At 72.9% G+C, this 18,800-nt stretch carries 15 protein-coding genes and 1 pseudogene; 7 read left to right on the top strand and 9 right to left on the bottom strand.

Going from position 1 to position 18,800, the window contains the following annotated elements; translation table 11 throughout:
* The first annotated feature begins 51 nt into the window (after positions 1-51).
* Positions 52-1,638, top strand: a complete 1,587-nt coding sequence (locus tag O7602_RS04560) for a SpoIIE family protein phosphatase (RefSeq protein ID WP_281586974.1) — start codon at positions 52-54, stop codon at positions 1,636-1,638.
* Between the two features lie 179 nt (positions 1,639-1,817).
* On the opposite strand, the gene O7602_RS04555 is transcribed toward O7602_RS04560, so the two are convergent.
* Positions 1,818-2,402: a MarR family transcriptional regulator gene (locus tag O7602_RS04555; protein ID WP_281586973.1), complete on the bottom strand. Its 585-nt coding sequence runs from the start codon at positions 2,400-2,402 to the stop codon at positions 1,818-1,820.
* Between the two features lie 90 nt (positions 2,403-2,492).
* Between O7602_RS04555 and O7602_RS04550 the strand changes: the two genes are divergently transcribed.
* Positions 2,493-3,641, top strand: coding sequence for a PP2C family protein-serine/threonine phosphatase (locus tag O7602_RS04550; RefSeq protein WP_281586972.1), 1,149 nt, complete (start codon positions 2,493-2,495; stop codon positions 3,639-3,641).
* Here the strand turns inward: O7602_RS04550 and O7602_RS04545 are convergent.
* From O7602_RS04545 to O7602_RS04515, 7 genes are all read right to left on the bottom strand, one after another.
* Positions 3,635-5,116 (bottom strand): sugar transferase, encoded by a 1,482-nt coding sequence (locus O7602_RS04545; protein ID WP_281586971.1) that lies wholly within the window; start codon positions 5,114-5,116, stop codon positions 3,635-3,637. The two genes, O7602_RS04550 and O7602_RS04545, sit on opposite strands and share 7 nt — an antisense overlap.
* Before the next feature lie 212 nt (positions 5,117-5,328).
* Positions 5,329-7,083, bottom strand: coding sequence for a substrate-binding domain-containing protein (locus tag O7602_RS04540; RefSeq protein ID WP_281586970.1), 1,755 nt, complete (start codon positions 7,081-7,083; stop codon positions 5,329-5,331).
* Between the two features lie 177 nt (positions 7,084-7,260).
* Entirely contained in the window at positions 7,261-8,295 is a 1,035-nt protein-coding gene (locus O7602_RS04535; protein ID WP_281586969.1) for a lactonase family protein, read from the bottom strand.
* Positions 8,296-8,354: 59 nt separating this feature from the next.
* Positions 8,355-8,948, bottom strand: a complete 594-nt coding sequence (locus O7602_RS04530; RefSeq protein ID WP_281586968.1) for an ATP/GTP-binding protein — start codon at positions 8,946-8,948, stop codon at positions 8,355-8,357.
* Positions 8,929-9,318 (bottom strand): DUF742 domain-containing protein, encoded by a 390-nt coding sequence (locus tag O7602_RS04525; RefSeq protein WP_281586967.1) that lies wholly within the window; start codon positions 9,316-9,318, stop codon positions 8,929-8,931. The genes O7602_RS04530 and O7602_RS04525 overlap by 20 nt, the downstream gene beginning before the upstream one ends.
* Positions 9,308-9,727: a roadblock/LC7 domain-containing protein gene (locus O7602_RS04520; protein WP_281586966.1), complete on the bottom strand. Its 420-nt coding sequence runs from the start codon at positions 9,725-9,727 to the stop codon at positions 9,308-9,310. Before O7602_RS04520 ends, O7602_RS04525 begins: the two co-directional genes overlap by 11 nt.
* Positions 9,727-12,099, bottom strand: a complete 2,373-nt coding sequence (locus tag O7602_RS04515; RefSeq protein ID WP_281586965.1) for a nitrate- and nitrite sensing domain-containing protein — start codon at positions 12,097-12,099, stop codon at positions 9,727-9,729. Before O7602_RS04515 ends, O7602_RS04520 begins: the two co-directional genes overlap by 1 nt.
* Positions 12,100-12,385: 286 nt before the next feature.
* On the opposite strand from O7602_RS04515, the gene O7602_RS04510 reads away from it, so the two are divergent.
* From O7602_RS04510 to O7602_RS04490, 5 genes and pseudogenes are all read left to right on the top strand, one after another.
* Positions 12,386-12,979 (top strand): hypothetical protein, encoded by a 594-nt coding sequence (locus O7602_RS04510; protein WP_281586964.1) that lies wholly within the window; start codon positions 12,386-12,388, stop codon positions 12,977-12,979.
* Positions 12,980-13,288: 309 nt separating this feature from the next.
* Positions 13,289-13,471 (top strand): annotated as a pseudogene (locus O7602_RS30950) (hypothetical protein); the annotation flags it as partial.
* A gap of 914 nt (positions 13,472-14,385) precedes the next feature.
* Positions 14,386-16,017: a sodium:solute symporter family protein gene (locus O7602_RS04500; RefSeq protein ID WP_281586962.1), complete on the top strand. Its 1,632-nt coding sequence runs from the start codon at positions 14,386-14,388 to the stop codon at positions 16,015-16,017.
* A gap of 16 nt (positions 16,018-16,033) precedes the next feature.
* On the top strand, positions 16,034-16,354 hold the full coding sequence (locus O7602_RS04495; RefSeq protein WP_281586961.1) for a hypothetical protein: 321 nt from the start codon (positions 16,034-16,036) through the stop codon (positions 16,352-16,354).
* A gap of 90 nt (positions 16,355-16,444) precedes the next feature.
* Positions 16,445-16,828, top strand: a complete 384-nt coding sequence (locus O7602_RS04490) for a hypothetical protein (protein ID WP_281586960.1) — start codon at positions 16,445-16,447, stop codon at positions 16,826-16,828.
* A 112-nt stretch (positions 16,829-16,940) separates the two neighbouring features.
* Here O7602_RS04490 and O7602_RS04485 read toward each other — a convergent pair whose 3' ends face one another.
* Entirely contained in the window at positions 16,941-18,743 is a 1,803-nt protein-coding gene (locus O7602_RS04485; RefSeq protein ID WP_281586959.1) for a glycoside hydrolase family 6 protein, read from the bottom strand.
* Positions 18,744-18,800: the final 57 nt, after the last annotated feature.

Below are 18,800 nucleotides of genomic sequence, written 5' to 3'. Positions count from 1 at the left end.
GTACGCTTGCAGTCAGGCAACCTGTCCGCGAGCGAGGAGCGCACCGAAAGCATGCATACGGGTCGACCGGCCGACGGGCGGCTCACCCGCGAGCTGCTGGACGGGCTGGCCGAGGCCGTCGTGGCGATCGACCCGGCCGGCGTGGTGACGCTCGTCAACGCCACGGCGGCGGAGCTCCTGCCCGAACTGGTGCCCGGCGTCGGCCTGGCCGCCTGTGCGGTGCCGGCGCTGGCGCAGGCGGCGCGCGACGACGCCGACACGTTCGAGACCGAGCACCACGGCCGGCGGCTGCACGGCCTGCGGCGCGGGCTGGCCGGCGAGCGCCGCGTCTGGTACGTGCGGGACGTCACCGAGGAGCGCGCACGCACCGACGCGCTGCTCGCCGAACGATCCCGCACCGCCTTCCTCGCCCAGGCCGGCAGCCGGCTCGGGCTCTCCCTGCACCGGGAGCAGACGCTGCGCGCCGCCGTCACCCTGCCGGTGCCCTACCTGGCCGACGCCGCCGTGGTGGTGCACCTACCACCGCCGCCGGCCGAGGACGAGCCGCACTGGGTCCGGTACGCCGCCGGAGACTCCGAACCGGCCACCGGTGTGGCCGGATGGCCGACCGTGAAGTCCGTCCCCGCTCTGGTCGAGGCGCTGGACGGTGATCTCACCGAGCCCAGCCCGTGGCCCGACGCCGAGCCGGCCGACCTGGCCGAGCTGCTACCGGCCGGTTTCGGCCGGTCGGGCGCCGTGCTGATCAGCCCGATGCCCGGCGCCGGCGGTCCGGCCGGTGCGCTGATCCTGGCCCGCCGTCCCGGCCGGACTGGTTTCGACAAGCGGGAGATCGCACTGGCCCGGGAGTTCGCCGGGCGGGCCGGCGCCGCGCTTGCCGCCGCCGAGCTGTACGGCGAGCAGACCCACCTGGCCCGGGTGCTCCAGAACAGCCTGCTTCCGCCGCGACTACCGCGCCTGCCCGGCGTGACCCTGGCCGGCGGTTACCGCGCCGCCGGGGACAGCCTGCGCATCGGCGGGGACTTCTACGACCTGTTCCCCACCCCCGGCGGCGGCCTGTTCGCGCTCGGCGACGTCTGCGGCAAGGGTGTCGGTGCGGCCGTACTGACCGGACGGGTACGCCAGTCGTTGCAGACCCTGCGCCTGGTCGAGCAGCGCCCCCGGGAGCTGATGGAACTGCTCAACCGGGCGCTGCTGGACGCGCCGGGCGCGGCCGAGCGGGCCCAGTTCACCACGATCCTGCTCGGCACCCTGAGCCGGGAACCCGACGGCGGGCTGCTGGTCCGGGTGGCCGGCGGCGGGCATCCCGCGCCGCTTGTCGTCCGCGCCGGCGGCGGGATCGACACGGTCCGGGTGGGCGGCATGCCGGTGGGCGCGCTTACCGCGGCGAGGTTCGCCGAGGCGGAGGTACGGCTGGCCCCGGGCGACCTGCTACTGGCCTACACCGACGGGGTGACCGAGGCTCGGGGCGGCCCCGCCGAGCCGGCCATGTTCGGCGACGACCGGCTGCGGCAGGCGCTCGCCGCGGCTGCCGGGCTGCCACCGGCCGCGCTCGTCGACCGGGTGCTCCAACTCGTCGACGAGTGGCTCGGCGGGCACCCACACGACGACATCGCCATGCTGGCCGTGGCCGCCGCGTGAGCCCGAATCGGGCCGGCGACGCCGCACCCGACGGCGAAGCTGGTCCAATCAGCGCCGGGCGCGGTGGATCCGCCGGCGGGAGCAGGTCCGGTGGAGGCCGGGCGCGGTGGATCCGCCGGCGGGAGCAGGTCCGGTCGGGGCTGGGCCCGGTGGATCCGCCGGCGGAGATCGGCGCGAGGTCAGGCGGTGCGGATCACGGGGGGTTCGTCAGGCGGGACCGGCTCGCCGACCGGGCGCTGCGGGGCCACCCGGGCGGGTCGGGTGGGTGCGTCCAGCTCGGCCAGCGGGTCGCCGACCCGCTCCCCGGAGGGTTGCAACACCGGCCAGCCCTCGGCCACGGGTGCCGCCCCACGGCGGCCGACCTCGTCGAACTCGCGCATCCCGCGCAGCAACGCCGCCTGGCCTGCCGGGCTCATCCCGGTCAGGATGCGCTCCAGCCGCCGCCGCCGGTCGGCCCGCAGCTCGGCGAGGAGTTGAGTGGCCGCCGGGGTGAGGTGCAGCGAGATCTCCCGGCGGTCGTGACGGCCCGGCTCCCGCTCCAGCATGCCGGCGGCCACCAGCCGGTCACAGAGCCGGCTGGCGGAGGAGAGCAGCATGTCGGTGAGCGAGGCGAGCCGGCGAAGGTTGATCCCGTCGTGTTGTTCGACGACCATGACGGCACGTAACTGGGCTTCGGAGAGCCGGCTGGTGGCGCGTTCCCGGGCCGCCTCCCAGACGGCCAGCAGGGTGCCCGCCGCCTCGTCCAGGGCGGCGGAGATACTCACGTCAGGTCCCATGGGACCGGGCTGATCGGTCATGGTGGGCCCGACACTACCCCCCGGGCCAGGCCGACGACCTGTGCAAAGGAGCAAAGGATGAGCGATGCCGAGGCACGCGCCCGCCGGATCGTGACGGATGCGCCGACGGATCTCATCGTGGACCGGCTCGCCGCCGAGCTGCTGCGGACGTACGGGATCACCCGTACCGAACTCTTCCAGGTCGACTACCGGCTCGCCGAACTGCTGCCGCTGGGCGGCGGCGAGTCCGTCACCGGCCCCGGCCACCCGGCCTGGTACGCCTTCGACCACCAGGAGCCGATGGTCGCCGACGGCACCGGCTGGTTCCCGGTGGGGATGCGCGGCGAACGGCGTGGGGTGCTCCGGGTCTCGCCGGCCCCGGCCGATCCGGCCGCCCGCGCGGAACTGGCCACCATCGCCGCCGTGCTCGGGCACGAGTTGGCCGCCGTGACCTCGACCACCGATGTCTACCTGACGGCCCGGCGCAGTCGGCGCCTCACCCTGGCCGCCGAGATGCAGTGGGAGCTGCTGCCCGGGCGCAGCCGGATCCGTCCGTCGTTCGCCCTGGCCGGGCAGTTGGAGCCGGCGTACGCGGTGCGCGGGGACAGCTTCGACTGGTCCGACGACGGCCACCGGCTCTGGCTCGCGGTGCTCAACGGCTTCGGCGAGGGGGTGGCGGCGGCGCTGCTCACCTCACTTGCCACCTTCGCACTGCGCAACGCGCGCCGGGCCGGGCTGTCCCTGGCCGACCAGGCCGCCCTGGCCGACCAGGCGATCTATGCGCAGCACCGGGGCCGGCAGCACCTGGCCGTGCTGCTGATGGAGGTGGACCTGGCCACCGGGGCGCTCACCGCGGTCGACGCCGGCTCGCCCCACCTGATCCGGCTGCGCGCCGGTGCGGTGACCCAGCAGGTGCTGGACAAGCAGTTCCCGCTCGGCATGTTCGAGGGCACCGACTACCGGGAGCAGCGGTTCCAGTTGGCGCGCGGGGACCGGCTCTTCGTGGTGAGCGACGGGGTGGTCGACGCCGCCGCCGGCCGGATCCGTTACGGCGAGTCGGCCCTGGACCGGTTCCTGCGCCACACCGGCCCGCTGGAGCCGCTGGACGCGGTCCGGTCGCTGATCGGCGACCTGCGGGCCTTCGTCGCCGGTGACCTGGTGGACGACGCGGTGGTGGTCTGCCTGGACTGGTTGGGGCCGCAGCCGGAGAACGGGCCGGATCAGTAGGCGCCGCGACTGCCGAGCACCGCGCCGAACGTCTTCCAGAGGATGGTCAGGTCGGCCGCCAGGGACCAGTTCTCCACGTAGTAGAGGTCGAGCCGGATGCCGTCCTCCCAGCTCAGGTCCGACCGGCCGCTGACCTGCCAGAGGCCGGTCATGCCGGGCTTGACGAGCAGCCGGCGGGCCACGTCGCCGTCGTAGCGGGCCACCTCGGAGGGCAGCGGGGGGCGTGGACCGACCAGGCTCATCTGACCGAGCAGCACGTTGGCGAGCTGGGGCAGCTCGTCCAGCGACCACCGGCGCAGCAGCCGGCCGGTCCGGGTCACCCGTGGGTCGTCGCGCATCTTGAACATCAGGCCGTCGGTCTCGTTGCGGGCGGCCAGCTCGGCGAGCAGGGCGTCGGCGTTGACCACCATGGTGCGGAACTTGAAGACGCCGAACTCCTTGCCGCCCTGGCCGACCCGGGTCTGTCGGAACAATACCGGGCCACGGCTGTCCAGCTTGATGGCGAGCGCGAGCACCAGCAGCAGCGGCGAGAGCAGGAGCAGGGCGATCAGCGACAGCGAGCGGTCGACGAATCCCTTGACCAGCTTGCGGGCGCCACGGAACTCGGGCGCCTCGACGTGGATCAGGGGCAGGCCGGCGACCGGGCGGGTGTGGATGCGCGGGCCGGCGACGTCGGTGAGCGCCGGGGCCACCACCAGGTCGACCCCGGTGCCCTCGAGTTGCCAGCCGAGGCGGCGCAGCCGGGCCGCGGTCAGCTCACCGGAGGCGGTGACCGCCACCGTGTCCGCCCCGATCGCGGTGGCCGCGTCCGGGATGCCGCGGAACGACCCGACCACCGGCACGTCGCCCAGCCGCTGCGGCACCGGGGCGAGCAGCGCGTCCGGGATGCAGGCGCCGACCACCTGGTAGCCGGCGTACGGCTCCCGGCGCAGGGTGTGCACCAGCTCCAGCACGTGCGCGGTGTCGCCGACCACGAGCACCTTGCGGGACCAGCCGGCGCCCCGGTCGCGGGCCCGGTGCAGCCGCTTGCGGGCCGCGAACCGCGCCACCTCCAGCCCGATCGTGCCGACCGCGAAGGTGATGGCCAGGAAGCCCCGGGACACTCCGACGTCGGCGATGTAGCCGGCGATGGCGATGGCGCCGGCCAGCCGCAGGCTCGCCGCGCTGACCCGGCGGTATTCGTCCGCGCCGTAGCCGAGCACCTGGTCGTCATAGCAGCGCATCGCCTTCAGCGACACCAACCAGACCAGCAGGAGCACCGGCGCGACCACCACGTAGGAGATCTCGGAGCCGCTCGGTTGTTCGTCGCCGAATCGGGCCAGGTAGCCGGCCAGGATGGCCACGGCGAGCACGGCGGTGTCGAGCACCACCAGGAACCGGATGTAGGCCCGCTCCGCGGCTCGTGTCGTCGCCCCGGGTCGCTCGCCCCCGGGTCGCGACGTCCTGGCAGGGGTCAACAGCGTCGCCGAGGTCACCGGCCCTCCCCACTTACTTGCCTATCGCCCCGTCCCCGCCCGGTCCCGGAGAGGACCCGCGGTCGAGGCACCAGGACATCATGCCAGGACAATTATGGTTACCAATTGATTCGGACACATTACCGTCAGTTCACTTCCCGTGTCTTGACCCGGGAAGCCTTTCGCCGTACCGGAAACCCCGGTACGGCGGAAGGAGGTCGCTGACCCGCAGGTCAGCGCGGTGCGGGCGGGCGCAACGCGATCGCCTGGAGGAAGATTTCACCGATCTTGCTCGGGTCGGTGGTCACGAACGCGCCACCGCCGACCGTGTCCGTGATCGACTTGAGCTCGGCCCGGTTCACCTCGTTGCCGATACCGATGATGATCACCTGCACCGGCTGCTCGTCGTCCTTGAGCTTTTCGAGCTGGGCCAGCAGCCCCTTCTGCGAGATGCCGTTGTCGTCCTCGTTCTTGCCGTCGGTGAAGAGCACGATCGAGTTGACCTTGCCGGGCTCCCAGTCCTGCTGCACCTTCTTGTACGCCGCCAGCATCGTGTCGTAGAGGCCGGTGTCACCGTTGGAGGGCCGGACGTTGGCCAGGCCGCGCTGAAGCGCGCCCCGGTTGCTCGACAGCGGACGGATCGGGACCAGCTCCCGCCAGTCCTGCGGGCCCTGGAGGTTGGTGGAGAAGGTCCACAGGCCGATCGACCAGGAGTCGTCGAAGAGCCCGAGGCCCTGACCCGCGGCTGCCACCGTGACCTGCTCCCGGCTGGCGCCGTTGGCGGTGGCCACCGGCTTCTTCATCGAACCGGAGACGTCGATGACGCAGAGCATGCGGCCGGACTGGGTGGCCACCGACCAGGTGGTGGTCGCGGTCGAGATGGCGACCGGGTCGAGGTCGGCCGCACCGCCCTGACCGGACGGCGGGACCTGCTTCTCGCCGCCGTTGGCCGGGCTCGGCGCGCCCGTCGGCGCCTGGAAGCCACGCCCCCAGTTGCCGTCCGGCGCGCGCAGCGACTGGGCGGCGAGCCGGTCCTTGAAGTCCGCGGACCGCAGCGCCTCGAAGAGCACCCGCGCGGCCGAGGCCTTGCTCGGCTCGATGCCGGGCAGCACCGCGAACGGGAAGTCGAGCGGGATCGGCGCCGGATCCAGGTAGAGCGCGGCCAGCTTGATCGGCGGCTTGGTGTTGTTGTACGCGATCACGTCTTCCTCGGACAGCGCCGCCGCGCCCAGTCCGTTGGCGATGGCCGTCGGGTCGGACGAGCGCGGGAACCGCGCGAGCAGGTCCTGCCGGAGCGAGGAGCGGTTGGTGGCAAGCGCGCGCAGGGCCCCGACCATCGCCTCCTGGGCCTTCGGGGATCCGGCCTCACCGGTGGAGCTGGCCGCCGCGGTCAACGAGAGCAGGCCGGACAGGCCGGCCGCGTCCTGGGTCGGCTCCACGATCCCGGCCCGGAGCGGCTTGCTGGAGGTCACCTGCTGGAGCATGTCGGACCAGCGGAACTCCTTGTCCGGCCAGCCGATCCGCGCGGCCACCGGCTCGGGCAGCGCGACCACCACCGGGCTGCGCGCGATCGACGCGCCGTTGGCCGGCGCGAAGGCGCTGGCGCCGCCGGCCTTGAGCCGCACCAACCAGGTCGAGGAGTCCGGCACCCAGACGTCGGGGGTGACCGCGGTGCCACTGGCCTGCCCGACGCCGGCCAGGGTGGCGCCGTGCTTGCTCGCCACGGCGGCGGCCACGTCCACCGACTCGGCCGCCGTGACGTTCACCGCGATGCAGGTCTCGCCGACGCGGGCGCCGTTGGCGACCCAGTCGTCGGCGGCGCCGCGTACCGCCGGGGCGATCTCCGAGGCAGCCGCCACCGACAGCTCGATCCGGCCCGAACAGTTCGGGCCGGCCAGCTGCTGGTAGCCGAACCAGGAACCGGCTACGACGGCGACGAGAGCGGTTGCCGCCGCGGCGGCACCTGCCCCACGGAGGTTGGAACGCATGCGATGGCGGCCAGACACGGTGACCATCTTGCGTATCTCGTGGGGTTACTGCCACAACCGTTCGGACGAAAGTTACGCAGGAGCAATACTTGATCACTTAAATGATACGCTGAGTTATGGATCAGTAACTTAGGTGATCACCTTCCATTACGGACAGCGCATACGGTCACCATTTCGTCACATCAAAACGCAGGTCGGGCTGCTGGCCGGCACCGGCTCCCCGACCGGCTCCGGCACCCCGGTGCCGGAATCCACCCGGAAGACCCGGATCAGGTCGGCCCGCTCGTCGGCCACGTACAGGTGCGCCCCGGCCAGCGCGAAGTGCCGGGGCCACCCGCCGCCGGCGTCCACCTCCGCCACCAGCTCCGGCGCCGCGCCGCCCAGCGCGAAGACCGCCACCGTGCCCACGCCGCGGTTGGCCACGTAGAGAAAGCGCCCGTCCGGCCCGACCGCCACCTCGGAGGGCTGGACGTGCCCGGTCCGGCCGCTGGCGTCGACCCGGGCCCGCTGGTGCAGCCCGTCCGGTGTCAGGTCGTACGCGGTGACCGTGCCGTCCAGCTCACCGACCAGCCAGCAGCGCCGCCCGTCCGGGTGCCGGGCCAGGTGCCGGGGCCCGGTGCCGGCAGGCGTCCGCAACCGGGGCGCCCGGGGCACCAGCCGCCCCGAGTCGGCGTCCAGGTCGTACCGGTAGACCGAGTCGGTGCCCAGGTCCACGGCGAGCAGCGGCCCACCGTCCGGGGCGGGCGACACCATGTGGCAGTGCGCCCGCTCCTGCCGCTGCGGATCGGCGCCGTGCCCCTCGTGCCGGACCAGGTCGGTGCGCTCCCCCGGCACGCCGTCGGCGTCCAGCGGGAACACCGCCAGGCTGCCGCCGCCGTAGTTGGCCACGAACAGGTGCCGCCCGTCCGGCGCGACCGCGAGATGGCACGGCTCGGCCCCACCGGTCGGGCGTACGCCAAGCGGCGCGAGGTCGCCGTCCGGCGCCACCCGGAACGCGCTCACCCGGCCCTCGGAGAGTTCGTTGACGGCGTACACCACGGGCCGCACCGGATGCCGGGCGAGGAACGACGGCGACGGGGTGGCCGCCACGGTCCCGAGCGGCGTCAACGCACCGGTCGCCGGGTCGCGCCGCGCCGCCACGATCCCGTCCGCCCGCCCGTCCGACTCCGCCGTGTAACCGCCGATGTGGACGATCTCGTGCTGCCCGGTCAACGTTCCCACCTTCCGCCGTTGCTGCTGCGATCCCATCCGGCTGCCCGCGCGGCCGGAGGTCAGCCCACCGGCACCGGTTCGCCCCGCTGCCGGGCCACGTGCTCGACCAGCGAGATCAACACCAGTTTGCCGGACTGCCGGTCCCGGGCGTCGCACAACACCAGCGGGACCTCCGGATCGAGGTCCAGCGCGTCGCGGACCGCCTCCAGCCCGAACCGCCGGGACCCCTCGAAGCAGTTCACCCCGACCACGAAGGGAATGCCCCGCTGCTCGAAGTAGTCGATCGAGGGGAAGCAGTCGGCCAGCCGGCGGGTGTCGGCGAGCACCACCGCGCCGAGCGCGCCGAAGGCCAACTCGTCCCAGAGGAACCAGAACCGGTCCTGCCCCGGGGTGCCGAACAGGTAGACCTGGAGATCGTCGTTGATGGTGATCCGGCCGAAGTCCATCGCCACCGTGGTGGTCGACTTCTGCTCCACGCCGGAGACGTCGTCGGTGCCGAGACCCGCCCCGGTCAGCACCTCCTCGGTCTGCAACGGGCGGACCTCGCTCAACGCGCTGACAAGCGTCGTCTTGCCGGCGCCGAAGCCACCCGCGATGAGGATCTTCAAAGCCAGCGGCACGGCCGGCTCCCGATCAAAGCGCACGGAGTCCATTGACCACCGCCTTGAGGATGTTGTCGTCGGGCAGGTACGCGGCGGCCGGAGGCCGGTGCACCGCGACGAACCCATGGGCGAGAAGATCGCCGAGCAGCACCCGGATCACACCCACGGCGAGATCCAGGTCGGCGGCGAGGTCGGCGACGGCCTTCGGCCGCCGGGCCAGCTCGACCAGGCGGCGGTGCTCCGGCTGGAGACCGGGTATGCCGGCCGGCTCGGCCGCCGACGTGGTCAACACGAAGGCCAGCAGGTCGAAGCCGTCGACCGGCGGACGCACCCGCCCGCCGGTGAGTGTGTACGGGCGCACCACCGGACCGGCGTCGGCGTCCAGCCACTCGTGCGCCGGCACCGGTGGCTCAGCTCGCATCGGTCGGCTCCACGATCCGGGCCGGCGCGGCCAGGTTCTCGCCGACGCGGATCACAAGCATCGCCATCTCGTACGCCACCAGGCCGATGTCGGCCTCGGCGTCGCTTGCCACGGCCAGGCAGGCACCCTGCCCGGCGGCCGTGACGAACAGGTACGCCGACTCCATCTCCACCACCGTCTGCCGGACCGCGCCGCCGTCCAGGTGCCGGGTGGCCCCCTTCGCCAGGCCGGAGAAGCCGGAGGCCAGCGCGCAGAGGTGCTCCGCGTCGGTGCGGTCCTGGTCGGCGGAGGCGCCGAGGAGCAACCCGTCCGCCGAGAGGACCACCGCCCGCCGGGCCCCCGGTACGCGCTCCACCAGGTCGTCGAGCAGCCAGTCGAGATCGGCGTTCTGCCGCGTCGTGTGCACCACTAGGCGTCCCTCTCTGTCACGGTTCGTTGGTCCGGCGCCGGCGGGGAGGGCTCCGTGGCCGGCTCCGGCGCGGTGGACGGCGTACCGGTGTCACCCGGCGCGCCGGTGGGCTTGACCGGACCGGCTTCCCCGATCCGTGCGACCGTCGGACCACCGGCGGCACGCGTGCCGTCCCGGCGCCCGCGCGCGGTGCCGGCCTGCAACGCGGACATGGCCCGGCGGGCCTCCTCCGGCGGGCGGAGGGCCGGGGTGTCGGCGGCGACCGCGCGGGGACGCGCCGCCGGGCCACGCCGCCGCACCCGGCGGGGCAGGCCGTCGTCGTCGGCGGGCGGTTCCACGGTCGAGGCGCGGGCCGCCGCCAACGGGATCACGGTGGACTCCGGGCGCTCCCGGCCCGGCCGGGTCGACCGGCCGCGGGGCACCGTGGTCAACCGGCTCACCTTCGCCATCCGCCGCCGCTCCGGGCCGGCGGCGGCATCCGAGCCGACCGGCGGCTCGTCGGTGATCAGGTCCGACGGGAGGAACACCGCCGCAGTCGTCCCGGCCGGACGCCCCGGTCGGAGCTCCACCCCCACGCCGTGCCGCGCGGCCAACCGGGCCACCACGAACAGGCCCAGCCGGGCGCTGTCGGTCGGGTCGAACTCCGGCGGGACGGCCAGCTTGCGGTTGGCCGCCGCCATCGCCGGCGGGGACATGCCGAGCCCTCGGTCGGTGATCTCGATCAGATAGCCGCCCGGCAGGGTACGACCGGTGACGTCCACCCGGGTCCCGGGCGGGGAGAAGGCGGTCGCGTTCTCGATCAGCTCGGCGAGCAGGTGGATCACGTCACCGACGGCCCGGCCGAGCACCCCGGCCGGTTGCGCGTCGCCCACGTCGACCCGGTCGTACGCCTCGACCTCGGAGATCGCCCCGCGCATCACGTCCACCGCCGCGACCGGCCGACGCCACCCCCGCCCCGGCGCGGCCCCGGCCAGGATGACCAGGTCCTCGGCGTGCCGGCGGAGCCGGGTGGCGAGGTGATCGACCTGGAACAGTCCGGCCAGCTCGTCCGGGTCCTCGGTGCGCCGTTCCAGCCGGTCCAGCAACGCCAGTTGACGGTGGACCAGCCCCTGGCTGCGCCGGGCCAGGTTGAGGATGACCTCGTTGAACCCGCGGCGCAGGGTGACCTCGTCGGCCGCGGCGCGTACGGCGGTCCGGCGCACCTCGTTGAACGCGCGCGCCACCTGGCCGATCTCGTCCCCGCCGTGGTCCAGCTCGGGGGCCTCGCGGGCGACGTCGACCTCCTCGCCCCGGCGCAGCCGGGCGACGACGTCGGGCAGCCGCTGCTCGGCCACCTCGGTCGCGGCGGTGCGCACGCTCGTCAGCCGCTGCGCCAGCGACCGGCCGACCCGCAACGCCACGAGCACGCAGACCACGATCGCGACCAGGCCGAGCACTCCGGCGACGGCGAGCTGGATCAGGATCCGCGCCGCAATCGGCACCGAACGTTCGGTGAGACCGTCCGCCCCGCGCAACTCGAAGTCACGCAGGCCCGCCCAGACCTCGGCGTGGCTGGTCTCCCAGGCACGCACGTCGAAGCGGGCGGGCAGGTCGGGAGAGCGGATCAGGGCGTCCTGGAGGGCGCGCAGCCGGAGGAACGCACCGCCCTCGGTCAGTCGCTGGTAGTCGGCCCGCTCGTCGGGCGGCAGATCGGCGACCGCGTTCTCGGTCAGGAACCGCTGGTTCTCCACCGTCCGCACCAGCTGTTCGTGCTCGCCCTCGGCGTACCGGCCGGCGGTGACTGCGCCGGCCAGCAGCGCGTCGGCCTGGCCGAGCAGCTCACGGGAGCGCCCCAGCGCGGTGAGCGCGGACGCCTCCCGGTTGATCTGGACGTCGGGCGTCGCGGCCATGGCGGAGAACGCCTGGAAGGCCGAGCCGATCATCCCGCTGTAGAGCCCGACCGCGCCGGCCCGGTCCACCTTCCGGTCGTCGATGAAGACCCGCCCCGCGGGCAACGCGTCAAGCGCCGCGCCCAGTTGGTCGAGCCGGGCGTCGAGGTGGTCGTCGGCCGCGTCGCGCAACTCCTCGCCGTCGATCCGGCGGCGCAGCTCGGATACGGCCCGATCGGTGCGCCCGCGTTGCCCGGCCAGCTCCGGCAGGACGCCGTCCCCGGCGAGCTGGACCACCGAGAGCCGTCGTTCCCGTTGCAGCTCGGCGACCACGCTCTCGCCCGGCCGACCCAGGTCGTAGAGGAGGGTACGGGCGGCGAGCAGATCGAGCGCGGGCCCGAAGGTGAGCGTGGTGGCGAAGATCCACAGCGCCAGCAGCCCGGTCACCGGGCCGATGACCAGCGCGGTCAACTTGGCGCGGATCGGCCAGTCGCGGGTGTTCAATCAGACCTCGCCCGGGAAGGTTCGCTGGGTGGCTCCGGCAGCGGCCGGCAGGTCACCGGCCACGACGCCGGAGCCCGACCCGGACGCCTTGGGCAGGATACGTAATCCCCGGCGGATGCACTACCGGCCGTCTCGACGCTCGCTACCGTCCGAGACGAGCCTGGTGGACGCCGTCGGAGCCCGACTCGTCGCCGGACGGGCGTTTCTTCACCCCACCGGGAAAGTGCCCCGGAACGGGATTGGCGATCACCCGCACCAGGGAATACCAGCCTCCGAAGGAGGAGCCATGTCGTCCACCCAGGTAGTCGTCATAGTCATCGTCGTCATCGTCGTCGCCGCGCTCGCCGCGTTCGCCGTGGTCGCGAATCGTCGCCGGGCGCTGCGGCAGCGTTTCGGCCCGGAGTACGACCGGGTCGTCGCCGAGCAGGACAGCCGGGGCGCCGCCGAACGCGAGCTGCGGGAACGCGAGCGTCGGCACGCCGAGCTGGAGCTGACCCCGCTCAGCCCGGAGTCCCGGGCCCGCTACGCCGCCGCCTGGGAGGAGGTCCAGGTGCGCTTCGTCGACTCGCCGGCGGAAACCGTAGGCGAGGCCGACGAGCTGGTCAGTCGCCTGATCGCTGAGCGCGGATACCCCACCGGGGACTTCTCCGACCAGATCGCCCACCTCTCCGTCGAGCACGCCCGCACGCTCACCCACTACCGCGACGCCCACGAGATCCGGCAGCGCAACGAGCGCGGTGAGGCCGGCACCGAGGACCTCCGCCAGGCGCTTGTGCACTACCGGGCCCTCTTCGCCGACCTGCTCGGCGAGGACCCGGTCGCCCAGCAGCCGCCGGAACAGCGCCACCCCGACCCCGAGCACGACGCCACGAGCCGCTGAGGAGCCGCCGCCATGCGCCAGGAAGAGCAGCAGGTCACGCAGGACCACCCCGAGGCAGTACGGTCCGCACCGGTACCGGTCCCGCCACCGGACGGCCACGCCGACGCCGATCGCGCCGGCCGGGCCGACGTGCCCGAGGACGCGCTCGACGACCGGGGCACGTTCGACGACCCGGCCGCGGGTGGCGCGCGGGACGCGGAGCCCGACGCGACGCGGGCGTACGACGCCGACGAGCCCGACGCGACGCGGGCGCATGACGCCGACGAGCCCGACGCGGCGCGGACGCATGACGCCGACGAGCCCGGCGCGGCCGACCGGGTCGACGACGACGGTCGGCCCGCCTTCCACGAGCCGGCGCCGCTGCCGACGGCGTTCGGCGCGGCCACGGTCGGCGACGCGGTGGCCGCCTCGGCGCTGGCCGGCGGCCGTCCGGAGGACGAGCGGGACGCGCGCGGCGAGGACACCGCCGTCCCGGGCGACGGCGCACCGGGACGCACCGAGCCGCTCGACGACGAGCGGGCCGACCCGACCGCCGGTGACCGGCTGCACGACCGGGACCAGTGGGACGCCGAGCACGCCGACACCGACCGGGACGACACGGTCGTCGACGACACCGACCGGGACGACACCGTCGTCGCCCACGCCGACCGGGACGACACCGTCGTCGCCCAGGCCGACCGGGACGACACCGCGGTAGCCGACGCGGACCGGGACGGCGTACCGGGATCGAGCCGCGACGACGCGGTGGCCGCCGGCGCGGTCGGCTACGGCAGCCCCGAGCCGGGCCTGGTCGACCCCGACGCCGAGCCGGTCGCCGACACCACCGGACGGCACCACGACACCGTCGACCCGGAAACCGCCACCGCGGCGGCGAGCACTGCCGGCGGCGGCGCGGCGGCCGGGACGCTTGCCGGCGCGGAGCGGCCCGCGTCCGGGGCCGTGCCCGGCGACGCGGCGACGCTGTTCGCCCCGGACGCCGCGCAGGGCTTCCGGGACCGCTGGCGCGACGTCCAGCTGCGCTTCGTGGACGACCCGCAGGCTGCGGTCGGCGAGGCGGAGTCGCTGGTCGAGGAGGCGATCGAGGCGCTGTCCACGGCGCTGCGGGAGCAACGCAGCCGACTCGGCGCCTGGCAGGAGTCCGGCTCGTCCGACACCGAGCAGCTCCGGGTGGCCGTGCGCGGCTACCGCGACTTCCTGGACCGCGTGCTGGGTCGCTGACCTCCCCCACCCGCCACCTCACACGGCCAACGTGTGAGAAGGGGCCCCTTCTCGACGCCAGGCGTTAAGAAGGGGCCCCTCCTTACACCGCACAGCAGGCATGAAACCTCGCGATCGGGGTAACTGCGGGCGCAGCACCCACCCGGATGAGGGGAGCCACAGGCATGGGCGGCGGCCTACGGTTGAACATGAACGCCTTGGACTATCTGATCCTGGCGCTCTATTTCGTCACGGTGCTGGGGGTCGGCTTCGCCGCCCGGCGCGCCATCAAGACCAGCGTCGACTTCTTCCTCTCCGGGCGCTCCCTGCCCGCCTGGGTCACCGGCCTGGCGTTCGTCTCGGCGAACCTGGGCGCGCTGGAGATCATCGGCATGGCCGCCAACGGCGCCCAGTACGGCATCATGACGGTCCACTACTACTGGATCGGCGCCGTGCCGGCGATGGTCTTCCTCGGCATCGTGATGATGCCCTTCTACTACGGTTCCAAGGTCCGCAGCGTGCCGGAATACCTGCGGCTGCGCTTCAACCGCCCCACCCACCTGCTCAACGCGATCAGTTTCGCGGTCGCCCAGGTGCTGATCGCGGGCGTGAACCTCTACGCGCTGGCGCTGATCATGCAGGCGCTGCTGGGCTGGCCGCTCTGGGTCGCGATCGTCATCGGCGCGCTGATCGTGCTGGCGTACATCACGGTCGGCGGGCTGTCCGGCGCCATCTACAACGAGGTGCTCCAGTTCTTCGTGATCATCGCCGGGCTGGTGCCGATCACGGTGATCGGCCTGGTCAAGGTCGGCGGCGTGAACGGACTGATGGACGCGGTGCGGGGCTCCAAGCTCGGCGAGGCCGGCCTGCACGCCTGGCAGGGCACCGGCGGCACCGACAACCCGCTCGGCGCGCACTGGCTGGGCATCGTCTTCGGCCTCGGCTTCGTGCTCTCCTTCGGCTACTGGACCACCAACTTCGCCGAGGTGCAGCGCGCGCTGTCGGCGCGGAACATGAGCGCCGCCCGGCGTACCCCGATCATCGGGGCGTACCCGAAGCTACTCATCCCGGTCGTCACCGTGATCCCCGGACTGATCGCCCTGATCACGGTCAAGGGCCTGGGCGCCGACCAGGGCGACCTGGTCTACAACAACGCCATCCCGCTGCTCATGCGCGACCTGCTGCCCAACGGCGTGCTCGGCATCGCGGTCACCGGCCTGGTCGCGTCGTTCATGGCCGGCATGGCGGCGAACGTCAGCGGCTTCAACACCGTCTTCACGTACGACATCTGGCAGGCGTACTTCCGGCGGGACCGCCCGGACGACTACTACGTGAAGGTGGGCCGGATCGCCACCGTGGTCGCGGTGGTGGTCGGTATCGGCACCGCGTTCATCGCGGCCGGCTTCAGCAACATCATGAACTACATCCAGGCGCTCTTCTCGGTCTTCAACGCCCCGCTCTTCGGCACCTTCATCATCGGCATGTTCTGGCGTCGGATGAGCGCGCTCGCCGGCTTCTGGTCACTGCTCGCCGGCACCGTGGTGGCGATCGCCACCTACCTGCTCTACAAGACCGGCGTGATCAGCTTCAACTCCGATCTGGAGGAGAGCTTCTGGGGCGCGGGCCTGGCCTTCGTCACGGTCGCGGTGGTGGCCGCGATCATCACCCCGCTGACCCGGCCGAAGACCGACGACGAGCTGACCGGCCTGGTGTACGGCATGAGCAACACCACGCTCGCCGACGACTCGCTGGCCGGCGACGCGGCCTGGTACCGCTCCCCGGTGCTGCTCGGCGTCGTCGCCGTGATCCTCGCCGCCCTCTTCTACATCCCGGTCTTCTGAGGAAGGGACCCACGTCATGGCAGACAACGCGGACCGCTACCAGGACGGCGAGGCCCACGACCCACTCGTCGACGAGACCGAGGACGCCCGGGAGGCAAGCTCGGCGGCGGCCCGGCTGTTCGACATCCGCCGGGTGATCGGTGGGCTGTTCGTCGTGTACGGGCTGATCGTCGGGCTGATGGGGCTCTTCGACTCGTCGGCCGAGATCGACAAGGCGCAGGGCGTCCGGATCAACCTGTGGGCCGGCGCGGTGATGCTCGTGTTCGGGCTGCTCATGCTGCTCTGGCAGCGGCTCAGCCCGACCGAGGTGCAGGAGGGCCGGTCCGACGAGTCCTGACCCGGCCGCGCGTATCCCCGGCCGGTCGGCATGGCCGGCCCGCCACGGGGTACGCCGGGGGGATCAGCGATGGGGACAGGAGGCAGCAGCATGACCGATCGTGACCCCGGTGGCGAGCGCCCGCTGGAGGAGACCCCCGAGGTGGCCTCGGCGGTGGACGACGACAGCACGGTGCCGCAGTTGCGTGCCGGCGGCGCCGACCCGGACAACCCCACGTTCACCGAGCCGGACGGCGCGGTGGCCGACACCGGGTCGCCGGACGTCCTCGGTGACCCGTACGCGGCCGGGACCGGCGCGACCGGCACCGGCACCGGAGCCGGCGGGGACAACGTCCGCACCGGCGCCGAGCAGCCGTGGGAGCCGGCGGACCTGGTACGGGCGCGCGGTCAGGACGTCACCCCGGAAAACCTGGAACGGGCGCGCCGCGACCTGGCCGAGCTGGGTCGGGCGGCGATCGAGAAGACGGTGCCCTGACCTGAACCCGGGGACAGCCGAGGGCCCCTGGTCGACGTGGGCGTCGACCAGGGGCCCGGGGAACCCGCGCGGCGGTGCCTCACTCCCGCCGCCGCGGGTGGTCCGCCGTGGCTCAGAGAGCCGGGTAGGCGTTCTGCATCAGCTGCGCGAACTGGGCCGCGAACCAGGCGCCGGAGATCGGCGCGTCCGGCAGGGCACCGGACATGCTGTTCCCGTTGCGGGCGTTGCCGGTGTACGTCGGGTCGCACATCCGGTCGAAGCCCTTGCCCTCGTTGTTCGGGATCTCCTTGCTGGAGCCGTCCGACTCGCCCGGGGGCTTCACCCAGACGTAGGCGTCGATGCCGGACTCCGGCGCCGCCTTCGGCCGCTCGCCGAGACCCGCACCAGCCTGGTTGCACCAGTTACCGGCGTGGAAGCGACGGTCGACCCGACCGCCGTCGACGTAGGCGTCCACGCTGGTCGACGGGCCCGGGCCGGTGGGCCGGGCGGAGCCGCCCCAGCCGTTGCGGGAGGTGTCGATCAGCATGCCGATGTTGCTGTCGAAGCCGATCGAGACCAGCTTCTGCCGGAACGCCTGGGCGAACGAGAGCTCGTCCACGTACTGGTTCCAGTCGATCCACTTGGACTGCCGCACGGTCTGGCCGTTCACCGAGTCGGTGACCTTGATGTACGGCTCGCGGAGCGCGGAGTAGTTCGCCGTGTTGGTGATGAAGCCCTGCACGTTGTGCACGGTGCTGCCGGACGCGACGGCGGCGGCCTTCAGCTGGTCGGCGACCGGGCCGAAGTTGCTGTCCCAGCCGAGCCAGCCGTGGTGACCGGCGTCGATGTAGTTGTAGACGTTGCCGATCGCGCCCAGCTTGGCCAGCGCGTAGCCGACGCCGTTGACGTACGCGCCGTTGGCCTTGACGGTGTCACACATCACGGTGCCGCCCGGGTTGCCCGAGGTGTTGGTCACCAGGTTCGGCAGCGAGTCGATCTCGATGATGTTGACGATGCGCAGGCTCTTGTACTTCGCGTCGTTCTGGATCGCGGCGATCGGGTCGATGTACTCGGACTTGTAGCGCGGCAGCTCGTCCGGGCCCAGCTCACCGTTCGAGGCGAGCGCGGAGCAGTCCCGGCCGGGCAGGTTGTAGATGACGAACTGGATGTAGCCGGCGCCCTGGGCGAGCGCGGCGTCCAGGTGGTCACGGACGCCCATCGCGCCGTTGGAGCTGCTGTCCGGGGTGCCCTCGATGGCGGCGATCCGGTCCAGCCACACCGCGGTCGGGTTGTTCGACACCCGGCTACCGCCGGAGACCGACTCGGCCTTGGCCTTCCACTCCGGGTTCACGTACCCCTTGACCCCGACGTAGGGGTTGTCCACCTTCTGCCCGGGCGGGGTGCTGGTGGGCGGCGTGCTCGTCGGCGGGGTGCTCGTCGGCGGCGTGCTGGTGGGCGGGGTGCTCGTCGGCGGCGTGCTGGTGGGCGGCGTGCTGGTGGGCGGCGTACCGCCGTTGCAGACCGTGCCGTTCAGCGTGAACCGGGTCGGCTTCGGGTTGCTGCCGCTCCACGCGCCGTTGAAGCCGATGTTGGTGCTGGCGCCGGTGCCCAGCGAGCCGTTGTAGGACTCGTTCTGCGCGGTGACGTTCTGGCCGCTCTGGGACCACTTCGCCGACCAGCCCTGCTGCACGCGCTGGCTGCTGTTTCCAAAGGTGAAGCCGAGGTTCCACGAGCTGACCGGGTCACCGAGGTTCTTGATGACCACGTTGGCGGTGAAGCCGCCGGCCCAGTCGTTGGTGGTGTAGTCCACGCTGCACTGCGTTGCGGCCTGCGCCGCGGTGACCGGGAGGGTCACCAGCCCGCCGGCCACGAGGACGCCGGCGCCGGTGAGCGCCAACGTCCGGCTCCGGCCGGACAGCCTTCTCCACAGATTCATACCAGTGATCTCCTTGGGCGAGACCGGATCCGCGTACGGCCCGGCGGAATGGCGGCG

The organism is Micromonospora sp. WMMD1128, from assembly GCF_027497235.1.
In the GTDB taxonomy this organism is placed as follows: Bacteria; Actinomycetota; Actinomycetes; order Mycobacteriales; family Micromonosporaceae; genus Micromonospora.
Note: the sequence above shows the minus strand (reverse complement) of the source record. Positions and strands in the feature narration are given on the sequence as shown.